Source organism: Acinetobacter sp. MYb10, assembly GCF_002980175.2.
Lineage (GTDB): Bacteria > Pseudomonadota > Gammaproteobacteria > Pseudomonadales > Moraxellaceae > Acinetobacter > Acinetobacter guillouiae.
In genome coordinates this window covers 3048164-3071252 of sequence record NZ_CP058272.1, presented here as the reverse complement: position 1 = coordinate 3071252, position 23089 = coordinate 3048164, and the positions used below count along the sequence as shown (strand labels likewise).

Here is a 23089-nt window from a genome sequence, read left to right as displayed (position 1 = left end):
AATAGGTATTTCAATGAATATTTCCATACCACAGGAGCAGCAACACTTTAAGCAGTTGCAACAACTTTGTCCTCTGCAATGTTCGATTGCATTTTGTTTAAATCAGTTACGTGACGCGCAGATTCAATTTTTAAATTTAGGCAATTTCATTATTTGCCCAGAATATAACTGTTTGATTATTTTTAAGTATAAAATCCTCATTCGTATAGATAAATTCACCAACAAGCAACAAAGTTAATTTGCAGATTGTAAATGATGACGTAAAATTTAAAACATAAACAAACTTTGAGAATGATCATGACTGTACAACGTTTGCACGTAGAAAAACGCTTTTCCGAAATTGCAATTTCGGGAAATTTAGTTCACTTGGCGGGTCAATTGGCTACGGATTTAAGTTTGGATATCAAAGGGCAAACTCAACAGACCTTAGATATCATTGATCGTTTTCTTGCAGATGCGGGCACAGATAAAAAACATATTATGTCTGTGATGATTTTTTTAAAAGACATCGAAAATGATTATGCAGGAATGAACGAAATCTGGGATGCATGGTGTTCAGATATGCAAGCTCTGCCGAGAACTTGTGTAGAAGCAAAGCTTTATCGACCTGATGTTTTAGTTGAAATGACGGTTGTTGCGGTCAAACCAGAATAAGCTCAATACTAAATTTTGAATGAACTAAAAAATGCATGTTTAAACATGCATTTTTTGCTTAGCTATATGCGCGATTTGAGTACAGATCAAACTTCCCCAGTACATGTTCCTCCAACATTTGCGAATGGCTCATTTCTGAAAATTCTGTTAAAAAATCTTCTCGCAAATCCTGATACTCTGGAATCCCCATATAACGAATCACACGATAACCTGCCGACTGTAACAAGGCATCTTCATAGGTATTTTGATTCGAGCGCTTAATCGCATTGATATCATCTAAAGCAATCACAGCTAAAACTTTATAATCTTTGTCCAGCACAACAAAGTCTGCAAACATTTGCTGATACTTACGACGTGTATGTAAATATTTTGTCGTTAACAAGGCATCAAAAGATACATGAGCCAAGATATTGGCTTCAGGTAAAATTTCTTTTAAACGCGTAAACGTAATTTGTTCATGTGAGTTAAATACTGCTCTTCTTCGTAAAGCACTATCTGCTTGTTGCTTATTTTTCAATCCTTTATAAGCAGCGGCAATCACGACAGCAAGTAATATCAAACTCGCAACGATTATCATGTCCATTTTTCATTTCCTAATTCTTTATTATAATTTGGTCTACGACCAGTTCTTGTGTATCAAAGATACTATTTTTAATCAGTTCAATTTTGTAATATGCCAGACGCATTCTCATATTTGCTTTTTCAAAATACTCAAATAAATCACATTTTTAACTTATTTATTGAACTATTATTTGTTTTATTCACTTAGTATTTCAACCAAATGAATTGAATTACACCTCATATATATCGCGTATTGAATGCGAATACAACTGAATTTAATGAATCTTGCGTACTATTGTAGGACAATGATATTCGAGAATTGTGTGTTTTTAGTACACTAAAGTTTTCAACAGTTTACAGACACTTATCCACAGTTAGGTATTTTTATTATTCAATTGCTAATTTAAGAAAGGATGCTTAGGCATCCTTTCTTATTACTTTCTCAAACAGCAACTAAGCTCTGCTTTTTGGCTTAGACTTTGCTTTGCCATTTCCAGAAAATGGTTTTTTATCACCTGTTTCGCGCGGCGGTAAACCTGTATGTTGTGTCAATATTTGACCACGCTCAGGACGCTTTTTGGTATTGGAAGGACGCGATTGAGTTTTCGCCTGTGAATTACGGCTATCCCCAGTACGCTTTTGCGAATCACCGTCAACAGTCGAATTTTTCTTACGCGCAGATTGGTATTGCCCTTCAGTTCCTTGCGGTTGGTAAGTTGGAATCAGATGATGCTTAGAGTTACCAATCAAATCTACCCGGCCCATTTCACGTAATGCATCACGTAGTAATGGCCAGTTGTTTGGATCATGGTAACGCAAGAAGGCTTTGTGTAAACGACGACGCTTTTCACCTTTTACAATATCCACACTTTCGGTATAACGAGCCACTTTGGCCAACGGGTTTTTCCCCGTGTGATACATCGTGGTCGCGGTCGCCATTGGTGATGGATAAAAGGTTTGCACCTGATCGGCACGGAAGCCATTTTTCTTAAGCCAGATCGCAAGATTCATCATGTCATAATCAGTCGTTCCCGGATGCGCAGCAATAAAGTACGGGATTAAATACTGTTCTTTACCCGCTTCCTTACTAAAACGATCAAACATCTGTTTAAAGCGATCATAGGTCCCGATTCCCGGTTTCATCATCTTCGATAATGGACCTTTCTCGGTATGTTCTGGTGCAATTTTTAAATAACCGCCAACATGGTGTTGAACCAGTTCTTTGACATATTCAGGGTTCAATACCGCAAGGTCATAACGTAAGCCTGAACCAATCAGAATCTTTTTGATGCCTTTTAATGAACGTGCTTTGCGATAAAGTTGAGTAAGTGGTGCATGGTCGGTATGTAAATTTTGACATACACCTGGATACACACAAGAAGGTTTACGACAGTTCTTTTCAATCTCAGGATCTTTACATTGCAAGCGATACATGTTTGCAGTTGGACCACCTAAATCTGAAATGATGCCTGTAAAACCTGGGGCTGTATCACGAATTTTTTCAACTTCACGTAAAATTGATTCTTCTGAACGGTTTTGAATAATACGACCTTCATGTTCGGTAATCGAACAGAATGTACAACCACCAAAACAACCACGCATGATATTTACAGAGAATTTGATCATATCAAATGCAGGGAAACGCGCTTCACCATAAGCTGGATGTGGTAGACGCGCATAAGGCAAGTCAAACACATAATCCATTTCTTCGGTGGTCAATGGAATCGGTGGTGCATTTAACCATACATCACGTTCACCATGCTTTTGTACCAATGCACGAGCATTCCCCGGATTGGTTTCAAGATGCAAGATGCGGTTGGTATGTGCATAAAGTACAGGATCCGTTGCCACTTCTTCAAAAGCAGGCAAACGAATCACAGCCAATTCACGCGGCGGTAATTTATGTTTAATTGCTTTAGATGTCGGCAGTAACCGTACAATCTGGGTATTCTCATCCAGTTGATCACCTTCACGAACAACAGGATTTGCCACCAATTCTTTTTGGAAATTTTGATATTGGGTTAAAGAATTTCCTTTGCCTTGTTCAATTTCACAACCATCTAAATCTTCAGTCATCACATAAGGATTGATGATTGGATCAACACGACCAATCGCATCGACATCATTCGATGCAATTTCGACAAACTTGGCTTTAGAAACACGATTAATTTTATTGACGATAAATGCAGTACCACGAACATCGGTGATTTCATGAATTTTTTCGCCTTTGGCAAGACGATGCATAACTTCAACAACAGACCGTTCACCATTGCCATACATCAATAAGTCTGCTTTGGAATCCATCAGCACTGAACGACGAACTTTGTCTGACCAGTAATCATAATGTGCAATACGGCGTAATGATGCTTCGATACCGCCCAATAATACGGGTACATCAGGAAATGCTTCACGACAACGCTGACAATATACAGTTGCAGCACGGTCAGGACGTTTATTGGGTAGATTATCTGGTGAATATGCATCATCAGAACGGATTTTACGGTCAGCCGTATAGCGGTTGATCATAGAATCCATATTACCCGCGGTCACACCCCATGCAATATTCGGTTTACCTAGCACTTTAAATGCTTCAGCAGAAGTCCAATCTGGTTGTGCAATAATCCCGACACGGAAACCCTGTGCTTCAAGCGTTCGGCCAATAATTCCTGAACAGAACGATGGATGATCGATATAAGCGTCACCACATACCAGAATAAAGTCACAACTATCCCAACCGAGTTGATCCATCTCCTCGCGTGACATTGGCAAAAATGGTGCTGGTTCAAAGCACGATGCCCAATATTTGTCATAATCAAACAACGCAGTAGGCGCTGTCTGAGCAGTATAAGCGGTCGACATGATGAGTTTCTCGATTGGCAGTTGGCGATCGGGAGAGATCTAAAATGAAAGTTGATCATTTTACCATGAATTTTACTCATGTTGTTTGATTAAAAAGTAAACATTTCTTCTTGGTCTTCTATTTAGTCTGTTATTGATAGCTTTTTAAGATGTTAAAGATATTCGTCATACGTTAAAAAAGAAAATTTACTCATTATGGTGCATTGTTTAAAAGCGCAGAGAAATTGAATAGAAAAGTTTATTTAACGCTATTTAGATGCAGCCGCTCATACTTTTACCTGATCTTTATGCTGTGTTTGATTTAATTTTAAAGCCACCAAGAGCCCAATACAAAGTACGCAAGTCATCGTAACTGTTAGGCCAAACCATCCATATTTTTCCCAGACTAAACCACTACTGCTACCCAAGAAACTTGAACCAAGATAATAACAAAATAGATAAAGCGAAGAGCCGACTGCACGATATTGTAAGGATTGTACTGATACCCAACTGCTTGATGTGGAATGGGCGGCAAAAAATGAGAAAGTAAAAATCAATAGGCCAATCAAAATCACCCATAGTGATGGAATCAGCATCATCCATAACCCCAGAATCATGCTTGAGAACATCACAATCAGCACTTTACCTCGTCCAAATTGACGACTCCAACTGGCTGCACGAGGTGAACTATAAATGCCAGATAAATAGGCAATCGAGATTAAACCAATCCATGTTTGTGACAATTCAAAAGGTTTTTCTAACAGATGATAACTCATGTAATTAAACACGGTCACAAAGCATCCCATCAGAATAAAACCTTCGACAAACAATAGTCTCAGCTTTGGGTCAGAAAGATTTTTCTTAAAGGATTCGATAAAACGTGTGAATTGAATGGGATAAGATTTAAAGTGTTTAGAGGCAGGTAAGGCTATGTAAAATGTAATCGCGATCAATAAATTAAGTAGACCAATAATCATCGTCGCAGTTTGCCAAGAGATATAATCCAGCAATACCCCTGCAATCAAACGCCCGCCCATTCCCCCTATTGCTGTCCCTGAAATATACAGCCCCATGGCAAAGCCAACATCTTTTTGTGCAATTTCTTCACCGATATAGGTCATTGCTACAGAAGCAACACCACTAACAGCCAAGCCAATCATCATACGTGTTGCAAGGAATATTTCCCAATACGGTAAAAACGAACTTAGCACTAATAAGCTTGCGGTGGAAAATAAAGAAATGGCCATGATCTGCTTACGACCATAACGATCTGAAATCAGTCCTGCAAAAAGAAGCCCTAAGGCTAAGGCAATGGTGGAAAATGAAAGCGGGAAACTACTATGGGTTGGCGTAACATGAAAAAAACTTGCCAAAAACGGCATCATCGGCTGAACACAGTACAACGATGAAAATACAGCAAAGCCAGCTAAAAACAATGAAAGTAAAATTGCGATAAAAGGCCGAGTGCCATACTCAATATAAGCTGTAGATTCAGGTGCTTCAGACATAATTATTCCTCATGTCCGTTCAGTATACGCCTATTTTTAACTCTTGATAAAAGCTAAAGTTTTATTGCAGACAATCCCTTGATGATTCAAGTCAGATATGAATTTTAAATATTTGATTTAGAATAAAATTACATGAGTAAATGCAGAAATCAGAAAATAAAAAAGAGCATATTTTTAATACACTCTTCTCGTAATTTTTCAATATATTGAAGTTAAATTTAACCCGCAAGAATCTTAAACTTTTCGTTCTTCAATATTTAGTGCATTGATTGCGAGTACCGCTTGAGTACGGTTCTGTACACCTAATTTACGGAAAATTGCCGTCACATGCGCTTTAATAGTCGCTTCCGAAACATCAAGTTCATAAGCAATTTGCTTATTCAATAAACCTTCTGCAACCATCATTAATACACGGAACTGTTGTGGTGTTAACGATTGAATACGTTCAGCTAAAGCTGTTTCATCTGCGGCACGCGGGTCAAAATTCATATTCGCTGCAGGTAAGTTTGGCGGTAACCAAATATCACCATCCAGCACTTGGCGAATTGCTTCCCCAATATGGCTTGGATGCGCAGATTTAGGAATATAGCCCATTGCGCCATGTGCAATTGCACGTTGAATAATGGACGCATCTTCGTGAGCAGAAACCACAATAATAGGAAGTGCAGGATACTGTGCACGAACATGTACCAATGCAGAGAAACCCGATGCGCCTGGCAGATTTAAATCCAACAAGACGAGATCTGGTTCTGGACCATTTTCCAAACGCTCATAAAATTCATTAACAGCCGCAGTTTCACTAATTTGAGCCTGTGGCAAACTATAACGAACCGCCTGAATTAACGCATGGCGAAACAGTGGATGATCATCAACGATTAAAATATTCATAAGCGAAGCGAGAGATCTCTAGCGCAGTTATTTCATTCTAACCGCACTATTGCTATTTAGGATACGTAAATATTAACGAATTTTTGAATAATTTGTCGGCTTTAATTAAAATTCCCTACAATCTTTAGGTCATTTATCGAAATTAAGATTTGAATATCACTTTTAAATATAAAATAAACAGTTAAAAATGAATTACTTATTCATTTTAAGAATATTATTTAACTTCAAATACTTAAAAGACGAAATCGTGCATTATTCAAAGGCTTTGTGGTTTATCTTAAAAACAGATAACCAATCTGTTTTTCATTATTTTACACTGCTTCGTCAAATATAGATTAATGAATGGCATTCCGAGATTCAATTTATTAGGTTGCCAACATGTCTATTTATACTCAACAAAAACCATTAAATATTGTTGCTGTTTCAGGGGGATTAAATAACCCTTCAAAAACCGAAAGTTTAGTGCAAGCGATTTTAGATGAGCTGGGTCAGGCAACACCGATTCATGTTCATTTTATTAAATTCAGTGAAATAGGCCATTTGTTAGGGGGCGCAATTTATCGCAACCAACTGCCACAACGTGTTCAAGATGACTTAGCTGCCGTAGAAGCAGCAGATGCGCTCATCGTGGGAACACCTGTTTATCGTGCATCATTTACTGGTTTATTTAAACATTTCTTTGATTTTGTTGAACAAACAGCGCTAGTCGATGTTCCTGTATTGCTTGCTGCATCGGGTGGTAGTGACCGTCATGCTTTAGTTCTAGAGCATCAGTTACGTCCATTATTTAGCTTCTTTCAAGCGCAAACGCTGCCTATTGGTGTCTATGCAACAGATCGTGATTTTACGCCTGAGTACACCATTAAAAGTGAACACATCCAAGACCGTATCACTTTAGCTGTTGCACGTGCATTGCCAATTTTAGAATGGGCGCCTGCAAAAGGTCAGCGAGCAGAAGTGGTGAAAGCCAAAACGGAACAAGCCAATCAAAATTTAGGCATCAACAAACAGATTGAGCAAGATGATGTGCTTCCTTCCGCGGCGATACCAGACTTGGATGCGGCAGAGTCTCGTCTACATGCAAAATCCAAAACACCACAATCACAGGTTGCTTAAACGCAACCTTGTTATGAATAAATCATAAAAAATTGAGGGTTATGATATGTCACAGTTTTCATCGAATAATGGTCAAGCAATTCGATTTGCCTATTGGGTTCCCAATGTCAGTGGCGGCTTAGTGGTCAGTAATATTGAACAACGTACAGACTGGAGCTATGACTACAATGTACGTTTGGCACAAGCTGCCGAAAAAAGTGGTTTTGAATATGCCCTCACCCAAATTCGTTTTACCGCAGGTTATGGCGCTGAAAATCAACATGAATCTGTGAGTTTTAGTCATGCACTTTTAGCCAAGACTGAAAAATTAAAAGTAATTGCAGCAATTCTTCCGGGACCATGGAAACCTGTTTTAGCCGCAAAACAGTTGGCGACCATTGATTACCTGACCAATGGGCGTATTGCGATTAATGTCGTAAGTGGCTGGTTCCGTGGCGAGTTTGATGCCATTGGTGAGCCATGGCCTGAACATGATGAACGCTATGTTCGTTCTGAAGAATTTATTCGTACTTTAAAAGGTATTTGGACGACAGATAATTATAGTTTTGATGGTAAATATTATCAGTTTAAAGACTACACTTTAAAACCAAAGCCTTTGCAAAAACCCCATATTGAAGTATTCCAAGGTGGAAGTTCACGTGCTGCACGTGACATGGCTTCGCGTGTTTCAGATTGGTATTTCACCAATGGCAATACACCTGAGGAACTCAAAAAACAAATCGATGATATTCGTGAAAAAGCCAAGCTAAATAACCACTCAGTCAAAATCGGGGTCAATGCTTTTATCATTGCTCGTGACACTGAAGAAGAAGCAAAAGCGGTGTTGCAAGAGATTATTGACCAAGCCAATGTTGAAGCAGTCAATGCCTTTGGCGATGCAACCCGTGAAGCGGGCGCGGCATCTAAAGAAGGTGAAGGTAATTGGGCAAAATCAACATTTGAAGACTTGGTGCAATATAACGATGGCTTTAAAACCAATCTGATTGGTACACCGCAACAAATTGCTGAACGTATTGTTGCACTCAAAAATGTAGGCGTAGATCTGGTGTTATCTGGCTTTTTACATTTCATCGAAGAAGTTGAATATTTCGGTGAAAAGGTCTTGCCTTTGGTTCGTCAAATTGAAGAAGCGCAAAAAGATCAAATTACTGCAAAATCAGCTTAAGGCCTATCTCTTCATCGATGGTGCTGTGAAAACAACAATAAATAACTAAAACAGCTTTGCAGCTTTCCCTCTTGACTCGGCTTGAGGGATTTTTTTTAGAATAAATAAAAAGCATTTATAAAAAATAGAATCGTATAAATCAGTACAATTATCCTTACATACATTAGCCAACTTTTGTTTTATTGAATCATCGAGTGTATTTGTTCTATACATATACTCAACAACCGCAATCTTGGAAAAAATTTCTTTCAACCTTAAAATACGCCCTTTTTGTAGCATAGATGGAAAAAGTGGGCATGGTAGTTTTAAATAAAACAAAAACGATATTTTGCGTCCTCATCGGCAGTATGAGCTTGACGACCTATGTAAACGCCAATGAGATACCTGCAACGTCTATAAAGGTTGAAACTGCGATGAATACTGCATTTCAGCCATTAATGAAAACTTATGCAGTGCCTGGTATGGCAATAGGTGTTTTGTATAACGGGAAAAGTTATGAAAAATACTACGGCGTACAATCACTTGCGAATGCGAAAGCCGTAAATAAAAATACCCTTTTTGAACTAGGCTCAGTCAGTAAGATATTTACTGCAACAGCAGGCACTTATACAGAAAATTTAGGCAAAATTTCTCTTCAAGACCATCCTGGTAAATATATACCCGCATTAAAAAACTCAGACATTAATCAAGTCACACTCTTAGAATTGGCCACCTACACCAGTGGTAATCTTCCATTGCAATTTCCTGATCAAATAAAAACAGATGCGCAAACACTTCAATATTTTCAAGATTGGAAAGTCAAAAACCCGATTGGTCAATTTCGACAATATTCTAATCCAAGCATAGGGCTATTCGGTGAAGCGACCGCTAAAGCCATGAACATGCCTTTTAGCGCCTTATTAGAGCAAGTGATCTTCCCCAAACTAGAACTCCAACATACTTATGTCCAAGTTCCTAAAGCACAACAAGGCAACTATGCTTTTGGTTATGATCAAAATAATCACCCGCTTCGGGTCACTGCTGGCGCTTTTGATGCGCAAGCCTATGGGGTGAAATCTAGCCTACCTGACATGCTACATTTTTTAAATTTAAACTTAAATCCAGATCAAGCCAAAGCAGCGATTAAACCTGCAATTCTAGCAACACATACGGGTTACTTTAAAATGGGTGGTATGACCCAAGCCCTTGGCTGGGAATCGTTCAGCTACCCAGCTACATTAAACACACTATTAGAAAGCAATTCTGATCGGGTTGTGATGCAATCTAACCCTGTTGAAAAAACCCTCGTGAAGACTGGTTCAAGAGTCTTTCATAAAACTGGCTCTACCAATGGTTTTGGGACCTATGTTATTTATATTCCACAAGAGAACTTTGGCTTGGTGATGTTAATGAATAAAAAAATTCCCAATGCTGAGCGAATTAAGGCAGCGTATGAAGTGCTCAATAGCTTAAAGCAAAAATCCAATTCTTGATGCTGAAACACATCAGATCGGGCTAGGCTTTAGCTTTGTGCATTGTTAGATCATTCATGTTGTATCTATTGCATGGCAATATAATTGTCGCTGTTGGTAGGGGTATAACAGCTACCCCTTATCCAACACAGTTTTTTTCAATCTAAGCTATGGCAATACCAACGCTAAAGCGCTAGGAATGAACGTCTATAAAATGTCATCGGTCGGCTTAGGTTCAAGCGTAAAAACTTGGATCAGGCACTTTTCCAGTCAATACCCATTCCCCTACTTCCTGATACTTATAATCAATCGGATCATGCAAAGTCTGAGTACGGACATTTCGCCAAAAACGATCTAAATTTAATTTGGTTGTTGTCGCTCTAGCACCCATTACTTGAAAAATATTCTGTGTTATAAACAATGAGCTATTGGTTGCAGCAATTTTTGCAGTCGCAATAGCAATTGAGACTTCACCACGTTGTTCTGCTGTTAATTGCTCACCAATATTCCAAGCCGTTTGCAATGCTGCAATGGCTTTATCGGCAAGTAAACGTACACTTTCAAGCTGTACATAAAACTCAGCAAAATGCTTCTGGGTAAATGGATCATTCACCGCATTTTCAGCCAAAGACGTTGACCATGCTTTCTGACTTTGTATTGTTTGTCTTGCAAGGTCAAAGGCACCTTCAGCAACGCCTAAAAACAGATGCACAAAAATCAATTGCGCGATCAAAGGTCGTAAACTGGAGTAAGGTGTACTTAATGGTCCTGGATTTAACAATAACTCATCTTTGTGAATTTTGACCTGTTCAAAATGACTGGTACCGCTATCTGTTTGGCGCTGCCCCATATTATTCCAATCGCCTAAAAAACTGACCCCTTCTCGACGTGTTGGGATCACAGCTATCAGTAATTTTCCAGCATCATTAAAGCCCGAACAAAGCAGTATGTCTGAATCTATTGATCCTGAGCAAAAGCTTTTATCACCATGAAAAATAAAGTCGTTCTCAGTGAGTTGTTGTACCTTCGTGCGCTGATCTAAAGGGTTTAAAGTATTGCCCCAAAACAAGTTATTGCGGGCGGTGTGTTCAAACCATGACGAATATTGTTGAGGCTGAGCAAATAACTGCACAGTGGCGATTAGTAAATGATGAAAGCCATATACATGTGCTAAGGAACTATCGACTTGTGCAATACTTTGAATGGTCTGGAAAATTGTTTTCCAGTTTGCTCCTTGCCCGCCATATTGTTGTGGAATAGACAGTCCCAATAAGCCACTTTGACGAATCAAATCCCGTTCCAGCTTCGGATTACCACCTGCTTTATCACGCTCAGCAGCAGTCTGCGCAAATTGTTCTGCCAATTGCTTTGCCGTTGCTAAAGCAGAAAGGTTTAACGCCTGTTGAGGTGCATTCATCATATTTACTCTTATTCCCAGTGCCTTGAGCTTATCAAATCAAGTAAGATTTCCTTATCTCAATGCCTGCATTACTTATTCTGTGGTTTGAAAATCAATAACAAAAAATACCGCTAGAATTTCTCTAAAGGTATTCAACTTTTGGCTAGCAAAATCAAGAGACTTCAATCACTAAGAATTGGCCTTAACCTCTGCAATCAACTGATCTACCACACCGGGATCAGCCAAAGTAGAAGTATCGCCTAAACTATCTAACTCATTGGCAGCAATTTTTCTTAAAATGCGTCGCATGATTTTTCCAGAACGGGTTTTTGGTAAAGCAGGTGCCCAATAAATTGCATCAGGTGTTGCCACAGGTCCCAGCACTTTACGCACCCAACTGACCAATTCTTTACGTAATTCTTCAGTTTCAGCTTCACCGGCCTGCAAGGTCACATAAGCCGCTATGCCTTGCCCTTTAATCTCATGTGGCATACCGACAACAGCTGATTCAGCGACTTTTGCATGCGCAACTAAGGCACTTTCAATTTCAGCAGTGCCCAAACGGTGACCCGAAACATTCAGAACATCATCTACACGGCCTGTAATCCAGTAATAACCATCTTTATCACGGCGCGCACCATCACCAGTAAAATAACTGCCTGAATAGGTCGAGAAATATGCTTCAATAAATCGCTCAGGATCGCCCCAAATGGTCCGCATTTGCCCCGGCCAAGAATTCTTAATAATCAAATTGCCTTCTGCTTCACCTTCAAGTTCTTGACCCTCAGCATCAACCAATGCCGGTTGTACACCAAACAATGGACGAGTGGCCGAACCCGGTTTAAGTGGAGTTGCGCCCGGCAGTGGCGAAATTAAAATACCGCCTGTTTCAGTTTGCCACCATGTATCCACAATTGGACAACGACTTTCACCGACAACGGTATAGTACCAATTCCATGCTTCTGGATTAATCGGCTCACCCACGGTACCCAATAGACGCAAACTGCTACGGTCACTTTCACGCACAAAAGCATCACCTTCACGCATCATGGCGCGGATCGCTGTTGGTGCAGTATAGAGAATGGTAATGTTATGCTTATCTACAATATGCCCTGTGCGTGCCCATGTTGGATATTGTGGGATACCTTCGGACATGACAGTGGTTGTACCATTGGATAATGGTCCATAAAGCACATAAGAATGCCCCGTAATCCAACCCACATCTGCGGTACACCAGAACACATCATCTTGTTTAATATCAAAAACTTCACGGAAAGTTGAATTGACATAAGTTAAATAACCACCCGTAGTATGTAACACTCCTTTAGGCTTTCCTGTTGATCCAGACGTATATAAAATAAATAAAGGATCTTCGGCATTCATCGGTTCTGGCGGACAGATATCTGTGACCGTCATAATTTCCATGTGATACCACAGGTCACGCCCCTCCTGCATTGTTATTGGATGGCCTGTTCTATGCACCACAATCATTTTTTCAACGGAAGTGGTTCCATCCAGCGCCAATGCGGCATCTACATTCTCTTTTAACGGGATCGTTTTACCACCACGCATACCTTGGTCAGCAGTAATCACCAATTTGGCTTGACTGTCGTCTATCCGACTTGCCAATGAGTCTGGAGAGAATCCACCAAATACCACACAATGCACTGCCCCTATTCGGGTACAGGCCAGCATGGCAATCGCAGCTTCAGGGATCATCGGCATATACAAAATGACTCGATCACCTTTCCCGATTCCATTTTTCTTTAAAACATTGGCAAAACGACACACTTCATCATGCAGTTCTTCAAAAGAAATGATTTTATGGCGAGATGGATGATCCCCCTCCCAAATAATCGCAGGTTTCAGTGGGTGCTCTTTTAAATGACGATCTAAACAGTTGGCACTGACATTCAGTTGCCCATCTGCAAACCATTCAATTTTAAAATTATCTTTGTCATAGCTGGTGTTTTTTACTTGAGTAAATGGCTTAATCCAGTCCAATTTCTTTGCAGCCTCTGCCCAAAACTCATCTGGATGCTCTACTGACTGTTGATAACGATCGAAGTATTCTTGTTCATTGGTCCTTGCTGTTTTAACAAATTGTTCTGGAACTGGATAGATTTCATTCATATTCTGCTTCCTTGATTTTTCACCTCATCACGAGATGTATGCCTACGTTCTTGATTTTATTTGCTGCATGTGTTCAGTATTACGATAGCGCATTTCGGTTAACAATTGTGCTTTGGTCGTAGACACGGGGGTCACTTTAACCATCGGAAAATCTTAAGTCATTTGCCAAAATATTCGAATTTTCAATATCTATGGAGTTTTTTTGATCTTATAATTTGTAGTCAGAAGTGCATATGGTTTTTTTCAGAAAAAAACATTTCCTTACCGAACTCATTCAGCTGGACGCGATCGTCATGCAAATACAAGAATCGTCGACTTTTTTTTCAAAGCATCAAGTATCACCAGTAGATTATCCCCTTTCCACTCAAGGCCGCTTTAATCGTTTGAGTTATATTGCTTGGTTTGGATTTTTGCATCTCATTTTTACCATTGCATTGCTTGCCCTCGGTCTAGTCTTTGGCATTGTGAATTTACATTCACTGCAATTCAGCCAACATGCGATAAATTCGATTTCAGGATTAGGACAGTTCACTTACCTCGCACTCAGCTGTCTTTATTTATATGGAATGATGGTTGTGATTATTCGCAGGCTGCATGATCGTAATAAATCTGGTTGGTTTATTCTGTTATTGCTGATTCCCATTGTGCAATTCTTGATGCTGCTGTATTTACTCCTTGCACGTGGTTGTAATCGCGCCAATCGTTTTGGTCACCCACGTCCATCGACTTTTATTGAAAAATTAATGGCTTGGCTCATGCTAATAGGCTTTATCATCAGCTTAGTTAGCTCTATAAGTGTGGTGTCATTTATGCTGGGGACTGGAGAAATTGAAAATCCAACAACAATCATTGAAAAAGGGACTAAATATTTTTAAGAAGAATTAATCCTTAATGATGCCTTAACATGAGTTGAATATTGATTCACAAATATTATTTTTATTTGTCCGTCATAAGAAAAACTGTAATCAAAGCTTAACTTCTTTGAAATTTCAGGCAAAATATGCCAATTATTTTATTGGACATGATTGTGGCTGAAGAAGCAAATGCATTGAGTACCGTTGCGCAAGACACGACTCAATTGATCCATTCTGCAGGCGAAAAAACTGCACAAACAGTGATTCAACATACTGAAAAATATAAAGACGCATACTCAACCATCGACAAGTTTGTTGATGGTTTTTGGGAGCGTATGCCATATTTATGTATTGCGCTGATCGTCATCACTATTTTCTGGTTGTTGTCTAAGCTTTTTAAATTCTTTGTCCGTAGAACACTCGAAAACCGTACTTATACTCGCCAAAATTTAGTTCTGGTACTGAATCGTGTCGGCAGTACCGCAATTATCTTTTTTGGTTTCTTAATTGCCATGGTCATTGCAATTCCAGGCTTTACTCCTGCTCAACTGATGAGTGCTTTGGGGATTGGTTCGGTCGCGATTGGTTTTGCATTTAAAGATATTTTCCAAAATCTACTTTCTGGAATTTTGATTCTTTTGGGTGAACCGTTCAAGATTGGTGATGACATCATTGTCAACAATATGGAAGGTACTGTCGAAGATATTCAAATTCGTGCAACTTTTTTACGTTCTCCTGATGGGCGACGTATCGTGATTCCAAACGCAACTGTGTATACCAGTGCCGTGACGGTAAATACCGCTTACCAACGCCGTCGTTGTGAGTTTGTGGTTGGGATTGGTTATGAAGATGATGTACAGAAAGCCAAAGACATTATTCTTAAATTGCTTGATAAAGATCAACGTATTTTAAGCCAGCCGGGCTTTACTGTGAATGTTTCTGCTTTGGCGGATTTCTCTGTCAATTTAACCGTTCGTTGGTGGGTAGATACCACGCAAGTGGTTACTGCGGCTTCGATCAGTGAAATTCAAGAACGTGTGCTTGAAGCCTTTGCGGATAATAATATTTCGATTCCTTATCCTGTTCAGGAAGTCAAAGTCTACCGCGGTGATCCATCAGCGGATGACATCGAATCAGCTCGTGCTAAATAAGCGCCCCAATACATAAGGGATCGCGGTTTCAGTACGCAAAATACGGTTGCCTAAGCTCACTGCTTGGCAGCCGTTTTTTATCAGTAAATCCACCTCATAAGGTATAAAACCACCTTCGGGTCCAATAATCACAGTACATGAATGATCGATAGCAAATGGCATTTTCTGTTCAGTATACGGATGTGCCACATAAGCAGGATTTTGTGGCGTAATGAAGCTAGGTAAGACATCTTCAACAAAGGGTTTAAAGCGTTTGTAAAGTTCAATTTGAGGAGCGATGGTATCCCCCGCCTGTTCTAATCCCAAGGTAATGTAATGATCAATTTGCTGTAAAAAAGGGCTTTGCCAATAACTTTTATCAACCCGATAACTATGAATCAAAATTAATTTTTCTACCCCCAGTGTCACCGCATCCATAATTAAGCGGCGTAACACTTTGGGGCGTGGTAATGCCACAATTAAAGTTACGGGCAATTTTGCTGGAACAGGCTCTTCTTGAATCGGTCGAAGTAAAATCGTATGTTCTGAAATATCAACAATTTCAGTTAAATAACGACTGGCACCCTCAACGCCAACCTTAAGCGTATCTCCAACTTTGGCAGCAAGATGCGTGTGCAAATGTTCAACTTGCCTTTTTGAACTGATTGTCCAAGTTTCAGCTTGTGTTTGACGAGGATCAAGAAGGACGATGTTCATAAAAAATTCTGGTTCGTTTCACTTTTAGCTGATGGTGTTTATTCATCAACAATGTATAAATTATAAATACTGATCAATCACTGCAATATGTTTGTATAAAGAACCCTGATTACGCTTTAAAACATCAATCGCATGCTGGCTTAATTGCTGGGCAAAAGCTTGATCTTCCAAACAGCGCACCAATAACTGAACCACCTCATCAACAGTTTGCCCCACTTTTAAGGCATCTGCCTGTAAGAACTCATCCACAATGGCTTGAAAATTAAAATAATGCGGTCCAATCACGGTGGGTACATCTAAAACCATAGCTTCTAAAATATTATGTCCACCACCGGGTTCATTTAACGACCCACCAACAAAACATGCCTGACTCAATGCATACCACAGCCACATTTCACCCATACTGTCTGCCAAATAGACTTGGGTATTCGACTCGATTGCTTGCTCTAAGCTACGACGCTGTGTTGTTAAATTTAAACTTTGTGCAGCAGCAAAAACCTCATCAAAACGTTCAGGATGGCGCGGGACAACGATTAACAACCAATCTGGATATTGTTCTAAATAGGTTTTAAATGCGAGAAATAATTTTTCTTCTTCAGGTGCGTGTGTACTGGCGATGGTGATGATTTTTCGATTTGCTAAATTCCAGTCCTGCTGCAACTGTTGTGCTTTATGGATAAATTGTTCAGGTGCAGAAATATCAAATTTAATACTTCCAAGTACTTGTGTTTTATTTTGTGGTATACCTAGATCAATAAAGCGTTGCTGCGTTGCAACATCTTGCGCCAATAACTGATCTAATTTCTGTAGCATTGGACGGGTTAGGCTTGGAACTTTGGCATAGCCTTTGGCAGATTTTTCTGAAAGCCGTGCATTCACTAAAATACAAGGCACTTTAAACTGTTGAGCTAGGTCAATAAGATTTGGCCATAGTTCAGTTTCAACCAAAATCAGCAATTTGGGTTGGTATTTCTGATAAAAATCAGCAACTAAATAGCGCTGATCGGCAGGCAAATATACCGCTTGAAATAATGCTTGATAAGGTGCTTTTAAGAATAACGATTTGGCACGTGCTTGACCTGTTTTTGTCGTATTGGTGACTAAAACAGCATGACCTGCTTTTAAATAATGTTCGATTAAAGGCTGAGCAGCATTGGTTTCTCCGACTGAAACACAATGAAACCAAATGGCATGCTGATTCTTTACATCTTGAAAGGGGCCAAAGCGCTCAAGACATTCTTGTTGGTATTCTGCGCTATCTTTCGCACGTTTTTTGATACGCCATTGATACAAAGGCTTAACGATTTTAAGTGCTGTGTTATACCAAAAAGGAGTAGCCAAACAGAATGTCTCAATATAGATGAATGGGCAAATATAACAGAGCCATATTCAGTTGTTAATGAATAATATTTAACGATTTGTTGTCAGCAAGGTAGTCGACCGCATGCTAGAGCAAATCTGATCCATCAACCAGCAACAACGCTAGCAAAACTTGGCTTTACAGGGATGAAAAAAAGCTTATTGGTTAAGAGGTAGTGTTGTACGCCTTAACCAATGGCGATATCCATGCCATGTACAATAGATATGCCTTGTAAGAGTCAACGATGCAAAAAGAAAACTTGTTAAATTTATCAGAGTTGTGGATGTGAATGGGTATTCCATTCACATCCAGAGAAAATACAGTCTTTGTTTTATCCCAAAGCAGGATAATCAATATAGCCTTCCGCAGTTTGTGAACCAATCATATTTTCAAACACCAATTCATTCAAAGGTGCGTCTTGAATCAGACGTTCATACAAATCAGGATTGGCAATATAAGCTTTACCGAAAGACACCGCATCTGCTTGACCTGATGCCAAGAGTTTAATTGCATCCTCACGGCTTAAACGCATATTGGCAATATATGGCACACCGTTTGAACGTCGCTTCATATATTCGCTGATACTGTCATCGGCTAAATATTCACGTGTAAAGAAGAACGCAATTTTACGTTTACCTAATTGTTCCAAGACATAACCAAAGGTTTCACGTGGATCAGCATCCCCCATATCATGCTCATCGCCACGAGGCGCTAAATGTATGCCCACACGGCCTGCGCCCCATACTTCAATTAAAGCATCCATGACTTCAAGTAAAAGACGTGCGCGGTTTTCAACAGAACCACCATATTCATCTTCACGGTGATTGGTTGAACTTTGTAAGAACTGATCAATCAGGTAGCCGTTGGCAGCATGTAATTCAACGCCATCAAAACCAGCCGCCTTGGCTTTAATTGCAGCCTGTTTAAACTGTTCGGTGATGGTATGAATTTCAGAGATTTCCAAAGGGCGTGGCACGACATAATCACGTTTTGGACGTAATAAGCTGACTTGTCCTGCTTGTTGTATTGCACTTGCAGATACAGGCGTTTCACCATCGAGTAAATCTGGATGTGAGACACGTCCCACATGCCATAACTGCGCCACAATCAAACCACCTTGATCATGAACCGCTTGGGTTACAGACTTCCAGCCCTCAACTTGTGCATCGGTAAATAGCCCTGGTGTATTTAAATAACCATTGGCTTGTTCTGAAATCACCGTTGCTTCAGAAATGATTAAACCCGCACTGGCACGCTGTGCATAGTGCTCAGCCATGATTGCCGTGGGTACCCGATCAGCGGTAGCACGGCTACGGGTTAAAGGCGCCATTACGACACGATTATTTAAATGTAAATCGCCAAGTACAAGGGGAGAGTTAAGTTCAGCCATATTTGCCTCATCACTCGCTTTCTGATTGAAATCAGGCGTTAAAGCGAGTTTTGTAAATAATCAATATATTGCTGAATTAAAGCTTCATTACGCGAGAAATATGACCATTGACCATATTTCTCGGCCTGAATTAATCCTGACTGTTGCAAAACAGACAAATGATTTGACATCGTAGATTGAGAGACATTACCGAGCTTCTCGATATTCCCTGCGCACACACCACGACCAAAGCCACCGCACTGCTCTTCCGACAAATATTGTTGTGGCTTCTTAAGCCATTCCAAAATCTGTCGGCGAGTCGGATTCGCTAATGCTTTAGAAATTAAATCAATATCCATCTTAGACACATTCAATTCAGAGCAAAGCTCCATTCAGCATCTTTGCATCCAATATATCGCATTTTTTCGATTTTAATATCGATTTTTTTAGATATATTGCAAAAATACAGATAAAGCTTTGCTTTTGTTAAAAATTTAAATTAAAGACCTTGTTTTAAGCTGGCTTCAATAAATTTATCTAGATCGCCATCCAATACTGCACCCGTGTTCGAGTTCTCAACACCAGTACGCAAATCTTTAATACGAGAGTCATCCAGTACATATGAACGAATCTGACTGCCCCAGCCAATATCCGATTTTGAATCTTCAAGTGCTTGAGCAGCTTCATTACGTTTACTCATTTCCAATTCGTACAATTTTGCACGTAATTGTTTCCAAGCATGATCACGGTTTGCATGTTGTGAACGCTGGTTCTGACATGCCACCACAATCCCAGTTGGTGCGTGAGTCAAACGTACTGCTGAGTCAGTTTTGTTAATATGCTGACCGCCTGCACCAGATGCACGATATGTATCTGTACGCACGTCAGCAGGATTAATATCAATTTCAATATTATCGTCCACTTCAGGTGATACAAATACTGCCGAGAATGAGGTATGACGGCGATTACCTGAGTCAAATGGTGACTTACGCACTAAACGGTGTACGCCAGATTCGGTACGTAACCAACCATAAGCATACTCGCCTTCAACACGGATTGTTGCAGATTTAATCCCTGCAACATCACCATCTGATTCTTCCATCAATTCTGCTTTAAAGCCATGACGTTCGATCCAACGCATATACATACGTAACAGCATTGAAGCCCAATCTTGTGCTTCAGTACCGCCTGAACCAGCTTGAATTTCCACATAACATGGATTTGGGTCCATTGGATTACTAAACATACGACGGAATTCAAGTTTTGCTAACTCTTCTTCCGCTGCAGTCAATTCCGACTGAACATCTGCCAATAAGCTTTCATCATCTGCTTCAACAGCAAGATCAAGCATGGCTTGTGCATCATCAAGCTGTGTCGCCAAGCCTTCTAAAACGTTGATCACGTTTTCAAGCTCGCCTTTTTCTTTTGCCATCGCCTGAGCACGGCTTTGATCATTCCAGATCGCTGGATCTTCTAACTCGCGGAGAACCTCTTCTAAACGCTCTTTCTTTAGATCGTAGTCAAAGATACCCCCGTAGTGTTAGACCACGGTCATTTAAGTCTTTTAGCTGAACTAGATAAGGATTAATTTCCACGAGTTTTAATCTCACATTTGACGTCTTTTAATTCGCACGCATTCTACCACAGAGTGGAAAAAGTTGAGATATGGCATTTTATAGATCAATCTACAGCTCAAAAATGCTGTAACAAGAGAAATAAGATGAATTGCTTTTTTGCAATCAGAAAGATCGTCTTATCGTAGTCAAAGCTTATGTTTATAAATTCTACAATTGATCATTTGCTTAAGAGTATTTTAATTTCTGAAAGCTTTTTTATTACAAATTATGTCCAACCCTTACTCAAAGCGTACCAATATCCACACTATCTACACAATTTTAATAAAACAACACATAAGTTTTATACATTTATTTTCAATAACTTAAATCAAAATTGTTACATAAACTCACTAATATTACATTCCGGTTACCATAGCATGGTTGACGATTTTTATATTTGCCCTAGACTCAAAATTGTAACTAAACATGTATAAATCAATCAATTCTTCATAGGGGCGAATTCCATGAAAAAATTAGCAATCGCATCTGCAATCTTTTCCGTAGCCGCTTTAACTGGCACTGCACATGCTTACCAAGCCGAAGTTGGTGGTTCATATACATATAATGATCCAGATAATTTTGATGCAACTCATAGCTTTGGTGTAGATGGTACTTATTATTTCAAACCAGTACAAACTCGTAATTCACCGCTTAATGAGGCTGCGTTCTTAGATCGCGCAAGTAATGTAAAAGCCAATGTAAATTATGCCAAAAATGATGGTGTAAAAGACAGCCAATATGGTGCGGGTCTTGAATACTATGTACCTAACTCAGACTTCTATGTAAGTGGTCGTGTAGGTCGTGATGAACTTGAAGTTGATAACACCAACATCGACAATAAAGTAACGACTTATGGCGCTGAAGTGGGTTATTTACCAGCTCCTGGTTTATTACTTGCACTTGGTGTGACAGGTTATGATGTTAAAAATGGTGATGACGGCGCAGACCCAACTGTACGTGCTAAATATGTAACTAAAGTTGGTCAATATGATGCTAACTTTGAAGCATTTGGTGCATTTGGTGACTTGGATGAGTACAAAGTACGTGGTGACTTGTATTTAGATAAGACCTTAAGTGTAGGTGCTGACTACTACAACAATGATTTAACTGATCGTGATGAATGGGGTATTTCTGCGAAGAAATTCTTTAATCAAAACGTTAGCTTAGAAGGTCGTGTAGGTTTTGGTGATGACTACAACACTTACGGTGTTCGTGCTGGATACCGTTTCTAAGTTTAAATCTATTTAGCAATCGCTCTTTTGGAGCAACAAAAGCCAGTCAATTGACTGGCTTTTTTTATATGTGTATACATCATTAAGTAAATACGTTTTAATAAATTTGTAGTAAATGTCAGAATATTAAAATTCTTTTAAACACTTCTAAAAATTATCTTCATCAAACCGATCTTGATCTATCTTATAAATATTAAAGCTTCTTTCAACCTGAACACCTAAACCAAATTCAATCATTAAAGAAGTCAATTTATCTCCATCAATTAAAACAATTCCCGATTTCTTTGCAGATTCAACAGCCTCCTTACTAAAATTTGAGGTTGTAATAAACACCCCTTTTTTGGCGACTTGATCTGCTAAAGCGCCTTTAAATTGTTGAATATCTGGTCGTCCAACAGTGTTTTTCCAACGTTTGGCTTGAATATAAATTTTATCTAGACCTAAACGATCTTCACTAATAATTCCATCAATCCCGCCGTCACTTGTTTTACCAATGGCTTGGGCCGCATCTTGATGTGAGCCGCCATAGCCCATAGCAACCAGTAAATCGACAACTAATCTTTCAAAAAAATATGGATTTTTTGTCTGAATCAAATTCAATAAATCATCTTTTAAATTGGTAAGTAGTATTTCATTAATTCTTTGTAATGATTCCTCAGGTGTTTCAATATCATCATTTTCTTCAATACAAATAATCTTTTCTTTATTCTGCCTTATTTTTGTTGGAACCTTGAACTCACGAAAACTTTCATAACGCATTAAAAAATTATTATCTATTTTATCTAATATATTTAAATCTAATTTTTTCGCTTCTTCAGATAATTCACACATCCCCCAATCAGGCTGATTAACTAAGCCTGCTTTAACCAAATATGTTTTGGCCCATCCCACACGATCATAAAAAACTGTTCTTTTCCCACTCGGAATCATTTGATTTAATTCATCCGTAGTCAAATTTGATTGTTCTGCCAACAATTTACCAACTTGACTAATTTGGATGGCTTGCCCTTGCGTATTGAGGAGTTTCAATAGTGGTAGCATTAATTCCTGATGATTAGGCAAAGACATTCTATTTCTCTTAATATTTTTTGCTTTAAA

The 23089-nt window shown here is 39.2% G+C and carries 20 protein-coding genes; 8 read left to right on the top strand and 12 right to left on the bottom strand.

What is annotated here, in order from left to right:
- Positions 1–13 precede the first annotated feature (13 nt).
- Together CQZ96_RS14345 and CQZ96_RS14340 are read left to right on the top strand one after the other, a co-directional pair.
- Positions 14–238, top strand: a complete 225-nt coding sequence (locus tag CQZ96_RS14345; RefSeq protein ID WP_105714215.1) for a hypothetical protein — start codon at positions 14–16, stop codon at positions 236–238.
- Between the two features lie 59 nt (positions 239–297).
- Complete coding sequence (locus CQZ96_RS14340; protein ID WP_056518324.1) at positions 298–654, top strand: RidA family protein; 357 nt, start codon at positions 298–300, stop codon at positions 652–654.
- A 58-nt stretch (positions 655–712) separates the two neighbouring features.
- On the opposite strand, the gene CQZ96_RS14335 is transcribed toward CQZ96_RS14340, so the two are convergent.
- The 4 genes from CQZ96_RS14335 to CQZ96_RS14320 form a co-directional block, all read right to left on the bottom strand.
- Positions 713–1237 (bottom strand): DUF2726 domain-containing protein, encoded by a 525-nt coding sequence (locus CQZ96_RS14335; RefSeq protein WP_004723457.1) that lies wholly within the window; start codon positions 1235–1237, stop codon positions 713–715.
- Between the two features lie 431 nt (positions 1238–1668).
- Positions 1669–4074 carry a YgiQ family radical SAM protein gene (locus CQZ96_RS14330; RefSeq protein ID WP_004723458.1) on the bottom strand — a complete coding sequence of 802 codons (2406 nt, stop codon included), beginning with the start codon at positions 4072–4074 and terminating at the stop codon, positions 1669–1671.
- 266 nt (positions 4075–4340) lie between these two features.
- Entirely contained in the window at positions 4341–5561 is a 1221-nt protein-coding gene (locus tag CQZ96_RS14325) for an MFS transporter (RefSeq protein ID WP_105714214.1), read from the bottom strand.
- Between the two features lie 234 nt (positions 5562–5795).
- Positions 5796–6449 (bottom strand): response regulator, encoded by a 654-nt coding sequence (locus tag CQZ96_RS14320; RefSeq protein ID WP_004823671.1) that lies wholly within the window; start codon positions 6447–6449, stop codon positions 5796–5798.
- A gap of 378 nt (positions 6450–6827) precedes the next feature.
- Between CQZ96_RS14320 and msuE the strand changes: the two genes are divergently transcribed.
- From msuE to ampC, 3 genes are all read left to right on the top strand, one after another.
- Positions 6828–7565: an FMN reductase gene (msuE, locus tag CQZ96_RS14315; RefSeq protein ID WP_004723461.1), complete on the top strand. Its 738-nt coding sequence runs from the start codon at positions 6828–6830 to the stop codon at positions 7563–7565.
- Between the two features lie 46 nt (positions 7566–7611).
- On the top strand, positions 7612–8730 hold the full coding sequence (gene sfnG / locus CQZ96_RS14310) for a dimethylsulfone monooxygenase SfnG (RefSeq protein WP_004723462.1): 1119 nt from the start codon (positions 7612–7614) through the stop codon (positions 8728–8730).
- A gap of 347 nt (positions 8731–9077) precedes the next feature.
- Positions 9078–10202: a class C beta-lactamase gene (gene ampC / locus CQZ96_RS14305; RefSeq protein ID WP_416377034.1), complete on the top strand. Its 1125-nt coding sequence runs from the start codon at positions 9078–9080 to the stop codon at positions 10200–10202.
- Between the two features lie 214 nt (positions 10203–10416).
- On the opposite strand, the gene CQZ96_RS14300 is transcribed toward ampC, so the two are convergent.
- Entirely contained in the window at positions 10417–11601 is a 1185-nt protein-coding gene (locus CQZ96_RS14300; RefSeq protein ID WP_105714212.1) for an acyl-CoA dehydrogenase family protein, read from the bottom strand.
- Between the two features lie 168 nt (positions 11602–11769).
- A complete protein-coding gene (gene acs / locus CQZ96_RS14295) occupies positions 11770–13713 on the bottom strand; it encodes an acetate--CoA ligase (protein ID WP_105714211.1) in 1944 nt (647 codons plus the stop codon).
- Between the two features lie 293 nt (positions 13714–14006).
- On the opposite strand from acs, the gene CQZ96_RS14290 reads away from it, so the two are divergent.
- Positions 14007–14588, top strand: a complete 582-nt coding sequence (locus CQZ96_RS14290; RefSeq protein ID WP_105714210.1) for a DUF805 domain-containing protein — start codon at positions 14007–14009, stop codon at positions 14586–14588.
- Between the two features lie 146 nt (positions 14589–14734).
- Positions 14735–15718 carry a mechanosensitive ion channel family protein gene (locus CQZ96_RS14285; protein ID WP_373868811.1) on the top strand — a complete coding sequence of 328 codons (984 nt, stop codon included), beginning with the start codon at positions 14735–14737 and terminating at the stop codon, positions 15716–15718.
- On the opposite strand, the gene CQZ96_RS14280 is transcribed toward CQZ96_RS14285, so the two are convergent.
- The 5 genes from CQZ96_RS14280 to prfB form a co-directional block, all read right to left on the bottom strand.
- Positions 15701–16414, bottom strand: a complete 714-nt coding sequence (locus CQZ96_RS14280; RefSeq protein WP_105714209.1) for a 16S rRNA (uracil(1498)-N(3))-methyltransferase — start codon at positions 16412–16414, stop codon at positions 15701–15703. The two genes, CQZ96_RS14285 and CQZ96_RS14280, sit on opposite strands and share 18 nt — an antisense overlap.
- A 60-nt stretch (positions 16415–16474) precedes the next feature.
- The gene (locus CQZ96_RS14275) at positions 16475–17755 is read right to left on the bottom strand and encodes a 3-deoxy-D-manno-octulosonic acid transferase (RefSeq protein WP_004823664.1); all 1281 of its coding nucleotides are present in this window, start codon (positions 17753–17755) and stop codon (positions 16475–16477) included.
- A gap of 350 nt (positions 17756–18105) precedes the next feature.
- Positions 18106–19164 carry an alkene reductase gene (locus CQZ96_RS14270; protein ID WP_105714208.1) on the bottom strand — a complete coding sequence of 353 codons (1059 nt, stop codon included), beginning with the start codon at positions 19162–19164 and terminating at the stop codon, positions 18106–18108.
- Between the two features lie 38 nt (positions 19165–19202).
- Positions 19203–19502, bottom strand: coding sequence for an ArsR/SmtB family transcription factor (locus tag CQZ96_RS14265; protein WP_034614967.1), 300 nt, complete (start codon positions 19500–19502; stop codon positions 19203–19205).
- A gap of 140 nt (positions 19503–19642) precedes the next feature.
- A protein-coding gene (gene prfB / locus CQZ96_RS14260; protein WP_096735380.1) for a peptide chain release factor 2 occupies positions 19643–20738 on the bottom strand; the annotation gives its coding sequence in 2 pieces (ribosomal slippage) (positions 19643–20665 and positions 20667–20738; 1095 coding nt in all).
- A gap of 485 nt (positions 20739–21223) precedes the next feature.
- Between prfB and CQZ96_RS14255 the strand changes: the two genes are divergently transcribed.
- Positions 21224–21991 carry a putative porin gene (locus tag CQZ96_RS14255; protein WP_004723476.1) on the top strand — a complete coding sequence of 256 codons (768 nt, stop codon included), beginning with the start codon at positions 21224–21226 and terminating at the stop codon, positions 21989–21991.
- A gap of 147 nt (positions 21992–22138) precedes the next feature.
- Here the strand turns inward: CQZ96_RS14255 and CQZ96_RS14250 are convergent, their stop codons facing one another.
- Positions 22139–23059, bottom strand: coding sequence for a restriction endonuclease (locus tag CQZ96_RS14250; RefSeq protein ID WP_056518304.1), 921 nt, complete (start codon positions 23057–23059; stop codon positions 22139–22141).
- Between the last annotated feature and the right edge of the window lie 30 nt (positions 23060–23089).

What these genes read in the sequence shown, in the direction of transcription:
- CQZ96_RS14345 (WP_105714215.1), top strand. Translation starts at nt 14, where the DNA reads ATGAATATTTCCATACCACAGGAGCAGCAACACTTTAAGCAGTTGCAA.
- ampC (WP_416377034.1), top strand. Translation starts at nt 9,078, where the DNA reads ATGAGCTTGACGACCTATGTAAACGCCAATGAGATACCTGCAACGTCT.
- CQZ96_RS14250 (WP_056518304.1), bottom strand. Translation starts at nt 23,059, where the DNA reads ATGTCTTTGCCTAATCATCAGGAATTAATGCTACCACTATTGAAACTC.
- CQZ96_RS14320 (WP_004823671.1), bottom strand. Translation starts at nt 6,449, where the DNA reads ATGAATATTTTAATCGTTGATGATCATCCACTGTTTCGCCATGCGTTA.
- CQZ96_RS14325 (WP_105714214.1), bottom strand. Translation starts at nt 5,561, where the DNA reads ATGTCTGAAGCACCTGAATCTACAGCTTATATTGAGTATGGCACTCGG.
- CQZ96_RS14340 (WP_056518324.1), top strand. Translation starts at nt 298, where the DNA reads ATGACTGTACAACGTTTGCACGTAGAAAAACGCTTTTCCGAAATTGCA.
- acs (WP_105714211.1), bottom strand. Translation starts at nt 13,713, where the DNA reads ATGAATGAAATCTATCCAGTTCCAGAACAATTTGTTAAAACAGCAAGG.
- CQZ96_RS14335 (WP_004723457.1), bottom strand. Translation starts at nt 1,237, where the DNA reads ATGGACATGATAATCGTTGCGAGTTTGATATTACTTGCTGTCGTGATT.
- sfnG (WP_004723462.1), top strand. Translation starts at nt 7,612, where the DNA reads ATGTCACAGTTTTCATCGAATAATGGTCAAGCAATTCGATTTGCCTAT.
- CQZ96_RS14300 (WP_105714212.1), bottom strand. Translation starts at nt 11,601, where the DNA reads ATGATGAATGCACCTCAACAGGCGTTAAACCTTTCTGCTTTAGCAACG.
- CQZ96_RS14285 (WP_373868811.1), top strand. Translation starts at nt 14,735, where the DNA reads ATGATTGTGGCTGAAGAAGCAAATGCATTGAGTACCGTTGCGCAAGAC.
- msuE (WP_004723461.1), top strand. Translation starts at nt 6,828, where the DNA reads ATGTCTATTTATACTCAACAAAAACCATTAAATATTGTTGCTGTTTCA.
- CQZ96_RS14255 (WP_004723476.1), top strand. Translation starts at nt 21,224, where the DNA reads ATGAAAAAATTAGCAATCGCATCTGCAATCTTTTCCGTAGCCGCTTTA.
- CQZ96_RS14270 (WP_105714208.1), bottom strand. Translation starts at nt 19,164, where the DNA reads ATGGCTGAACTTAACTCTCCCCTTGTACTTGGCGATTTACATTTAAAT.
- CQZ96_RS14265 (WP_034614967.1), bottom strand. Translation starts at nt 19,502, where the DNA reads ATGGATATTGATTTAATTTCTAAAGCATTAGCGAATCCGACTCGCCGA.
- CQZ96_RS14330 (WP_004723458.1), bottom strand. Translation starts at nt 4,074, where the DNA reads ATGTCGACCGCTTATACTGCTCAGACAGCGCCTACTGCGTTGTTTGAT.
- CQZ96_RS14280 (WP_105714209.1), bottom strand. Translation starts at nt 16,414, where the DNA reads ATGAACATCGTCCTTCTTGATCCTCGTCAAACACAAGCTGAAACTTGG.
- CQZ96_RS14290 (WP_105714210.1), top strand. Translation starts at nt 14,007, where the DNA reads ATGCAAATACAAGAATCGTCGACTTTTTTTTCAAAGCATCAAGTATCA.